At 64.4% G+C, this 3,530-nt stretch carries 4 protein-coding genes and 1 pseudogene; 2 read left to right on the top strand and 3 right to left on the bottom strand.

Translation table 11 applies throughout. The features are described 5' to 3' along the window. Positions 1-142: 142 nt before the first annotated feature. Genes MOV75_RS31255 through epmA form a run of 3 tightly spaced genes read right to left on the bottom strand, consistent with a single transcriptional unit; the run spans position 143 to position 2,596 of the window. A complete protein-coding gene (locus MOV75_RS31255; RefSeq protein WP_246925949.1) occupies positions 143-397 on the bottom strand; it encodes a hypothetical protein in 255 nt (84 codons plus the stop codon). A gap of 43 nt (positions 398-440) precedes the next feature. Then, a complete protein-coding gene (locus MOV75_RS31250; RefSeq protein WP_247007241.1) occupies positions 441-1,535 on the bottom strand; it encodes a lysine-2,3-aminomutase-like protein in 1,095 nt (364 codons plus the stop codon). After that, positions 1,532-2,596, bottom strand: coding sequence for an EF-P lysine aminoacylase EpmA (gene epmA, locus MOV75_RS31245; protein WP_246925950.1), 1,065 nt, complete (start codon positions 2,594-2,596; stop codon positions 1,532-1,534). Before epmA ends, MOV75_RS31250 begins: the two co-directional genes overlap by 4 nt. Before the next feature lie 162 nt (positions 2,597-2,758). Here epmA and efp point away from each other — a divergent pair, with 162 nt between their 5' ends. Both efp and MOV75_RS42770 read left to right on the top strand, forming a co-directional pair. Then, positions 2,759-3,325 (top strand): elongation factor P, encoded by a 567-nt coding sequence (gene efp / locus MOV75_RS31240; RefSeq protein WP_018323088.1) that lies wholly within the window; start codon positions 2,759-2,761, stop codon positions 3,323-3,325. A gap of 24 nt (positions 3,326-3,349) precedes the next feature. Further along, positions 3,350-3,530, top strand: a pseudogene (locus MOV75_RS42770) (M23 family peptidase); the annotation flags it as partial.

Below are 3,530 nucleotides of genomic sequence, written 5' to 3'. Positions count from 1 at the left end.
CGAGCAGCTGGCCGACGCGGTCGAGGTCCGCCGCAACACCCGCCGCGCCGGACTGCACGAGCGCTCCGCCTGAAGCGCGGCGAGCAAAGCTTCGGATGCTTGCGCGTTTTCACCTCTCCCCAGCGGGGAGAGGTGAAAAGCCTCAGCAGCCGCGACAAATGCTCTTGATCTTGCGATCGAGCTCGGCGTCTTCCTTGTTCGCGGGGCTATTCGGATTGCTCAGATTCTTCTCGCTCGGCACGTCGGCCGCGCGGGGCTGGCGGTGACCGACCGGTGCCGGCAACACCGAGCCAGAGGACGCTCCGCCGGATGTCGACCCCTTGGAGCCGCCGGTCTGTGCTACCGCCGCGCCGCCAAGCAAGACCACGAGCGATGCTGCCACCATGATCTTCTTCATGTCCGCTTCTCCATTCTCAAGCCGGCGCGCGCCCCATCACCGCTCAGGTCTCGGGCGGATACAGATGAACGTCGCCGCAATAGTCCACGATACGATAGCGCGTTTCGGCTCCCACTTCACCCGCATCGGGTGCGTTATTTTGCGGCGCCAGTACGTAGCTCGGCCCCACCGGCGATTTGCCGGCGCCGCCGGGAATGTCGATGACATAGTCCGGCTGACACAGTCCTGACACCCGCCCGCGCAACTGCCGCATCAAGTCCTGCCCCTCCGCCAGCGTCGTCCGCAGATGCGCTGTGCCCGGCGCGAGATCGCCGTGATGCAGATAGTAGGGTTTGATCCGGCATTCGACGAAAGCTCGCATCAAATCCGACAGAGCGGCGATGTTGTCATTGACCCCGCGCAAAAGCACGGACTGGCTCACCAGCGGAATTCCGGAATCCACAAGCCGCGCGCAGGCGGCGCGCGCCGCTCCCGTCAATTCGCGCGCATGGTTCGCATGCACGGCCACCCAGGTGGTGGCACCCTCGACCTTGAGCGCCGCGACCATCTCCTTGCTGATCCGCGCGGGATCGGCCACCGGCACTCTTGTGTGAAGGCGGATGATCTTGACGTGATCGATCGCCGCGAGTTCGGCCATGATCTCGCCCATCCGCCGCGGCGACAGCATCAGGGGATCGCCGCCGGTCAGGATCACTTCCCAGATCTCGTGATGCGAACGGATGTAATCGATCGCCGCGCGATAGGCGCTGTCAGACAGCGCATTCTCCTTGCCCGGCCCCACCATCTCGCGGCGGAAGCAGAAGCGGCAATAGACAGCGCAGACTTGAACGAGCTTGAACAGGACGCGGTCGGGATAGCGGTGCACGATCCCGGGAACCGGCGAATGCGGGTGATCGCCGATCGGATCGGCATTTTCGCCCGGTTGCATCTCCAATTCGCTTGCACTCGGAACGAATTGCCGCGCGATGGGATCAACCGGATCGGACGTATCGATCAGCTCGACCAGCGCCGGCGTGATGGCCACCGCGTAGCGCGCGGCAACGCGTTCGAGCGCCGGGAGCGCTGCTGCAGGCGCCAGACCTTCGGCGACGAGCTCGGCCGGCTCGCGCAGAGTGCGTGCAAGGTTCGTCTTCGTCATGTCTCACTTGGCGTTTCATTTGCAGGCGGTGTCCATACCACCTGATCAATTCGCGATGCACCGCTCGCCAGCATCACCAGCCGGTCGAAGCCGAGTGCAACACCGCTCGCCTCCGGCATTGCGGCAACTGCGGCCAGAAAGTCCTCATCCAGCGGATAGGCTTCGCCGTAGCGGCGCTGCTTCTCCGTCATCGATTCCGTGAAGCGTTTGCGCTGCTCCTCGGCATCGGTCAGTTCTCCAAAGCCGTTGGCGAGCTCGACCCCGCACGCATAGACCTCGAAGCGCTCGGCAACCCTGCGATCGTCAGCCTTCACCCGTGCCAGCGCCGCCTCTGGAGATGGGTATTCGAACAAAATGGTCAAACGCCCCTGCCCCAGATGCGGCTCGACATGCTCGACCAGAACCTTGCTGAAGATGTCCGACCAGGTGTCGTCCTCGGCCACACGGATCTTGCTGGCCGCCGCCTGGGCGAGCGCGGCACGGTTACCCTCGTTGCCCGAGATTGTCGACAGCAGGTCGATGCCGGCGAACCGTTCGAAGGCGCCCGCGACCGTCAGCAGTTCCGGCTCAGCGAAGGGATCGGCGGTCCGGCCACGGAAGGAGAAGGTCCCGATGCCGGTCGCCTGCGCCGCACGGGCGATCACGACGACGCAATCGGCTATGATGGCGTCATAGGGGGCGCCTGCCCGATACCATTCCAGCATGGTGAATTCGGGCAGATGCAGGTCGCCGCGCTCGCGGTCTCGAAACACCCGGGCGAGCTCGAAAATCCGCGTCTCACCCGCAGCCAGCAGCTTCTTGCAGGCGAATTCCGGGGAGGTCCGGAGGTAACGGCTGGCACGGCTGCCGTCCGGCCGCATGATCTCGGTCCTGGGGGCGTGCAGATGGGTCTCATTGCCCGGGGAGACCTGGAGGACGGAGGTTTCGACCTCCACGAACCCCTGCTCGGCGAAAAAGGCCCGTAGAGACCCGGTAATGGCCCCCCGGGCCTGGAGAAACGGCCGACGGTCGAGATGCCGCCCGGGCGACCAGAACGGTGAGATGGGCTTGTCCCCAGCCATTACCTGCCCCGCCCAGGCCCGAGCAAAACGCTGGCATCTAACGGCAAAATCAGTATGTTGCGGCCCGAAACGGGCGCCGAGGTCCGATTTGAGGCCCCAAGTCCCCCATCGATTTGACCACGTCCTGGCCGGTGCCGGGCCAAGCAAGCAGGAAATATAGCTTTGAGAGTCATCGCCAGTTCTATTCGCAAAGGCAACGTGATCGAGCAAGACGGCAAGCTCTATGTCGTCGTCAGCGCCGAAAACATCCACCCCGGCAAGGGCACCCCGGTCAGCCAGATCGAAATGCGCCGAATCTCGGACGGGGTAAAGATCTCCGAACGCTACAAGACCACCGATCAGGTCGAAAAGGCCACCATCGAAGAGCGCAACTACACCTTCCTGTATGAAGATGGCGACGGCTTCCACTTCATGAACCCGGAGACCTACGACCAGGTCCAGGTCTCCAAGGACGTCGTCGGCGACGCGGCCTCGTATCTTCAACCGGACATGACCGTCAAGCTGTCGACCCACGACGTCAACGTGGTCTCGCTCGCGCTGCCCCAGCGCGTCACGCTGGAAGTGGTCGAAACCGAGCCGGTCACCAAGGGCCAGACCGCCTCGTCCTCCTACAAGCCGGCGGTGCTGTCCAACGGCGTGCGCACCACCGTGCCGCCGCACATCGCGGTCGGCACCCGCATCGTGGTCATGACCGAGGACGGTTCCTACTCAGAGCGAGCCAAGGACTAGCAGAGAGCGGGGCAGTCGGAACAGGTGCCGCCGGGGGGCGAGACAGTGGTTGGGAAGGGGTTCCGCTTCGTCTCGCTGCTTCTGGCGTCGCTTTCGTTCCTCATTGCCGCACCGCTCGCCGCGGACGAATTCCGCAGCCCCTCGCTCACGGCCCTGCGCGTCGACTGGCGCGCAGCGCTCGACCAGCTCCGCGCCGAGATCAACA

Source organism: Bradyrhizobium sp. PRIMUS42 (genome assembly GCF_023006515.1).
GTDB lineage: Bacteria > Pseudomonadota > Alphaproteobacteria > Rhizobiales > Xanthobacteraceae > Bradyrhizobium.
This window is presented reverse-complemented; position numbering and strand designations above follow the sequence as displayed.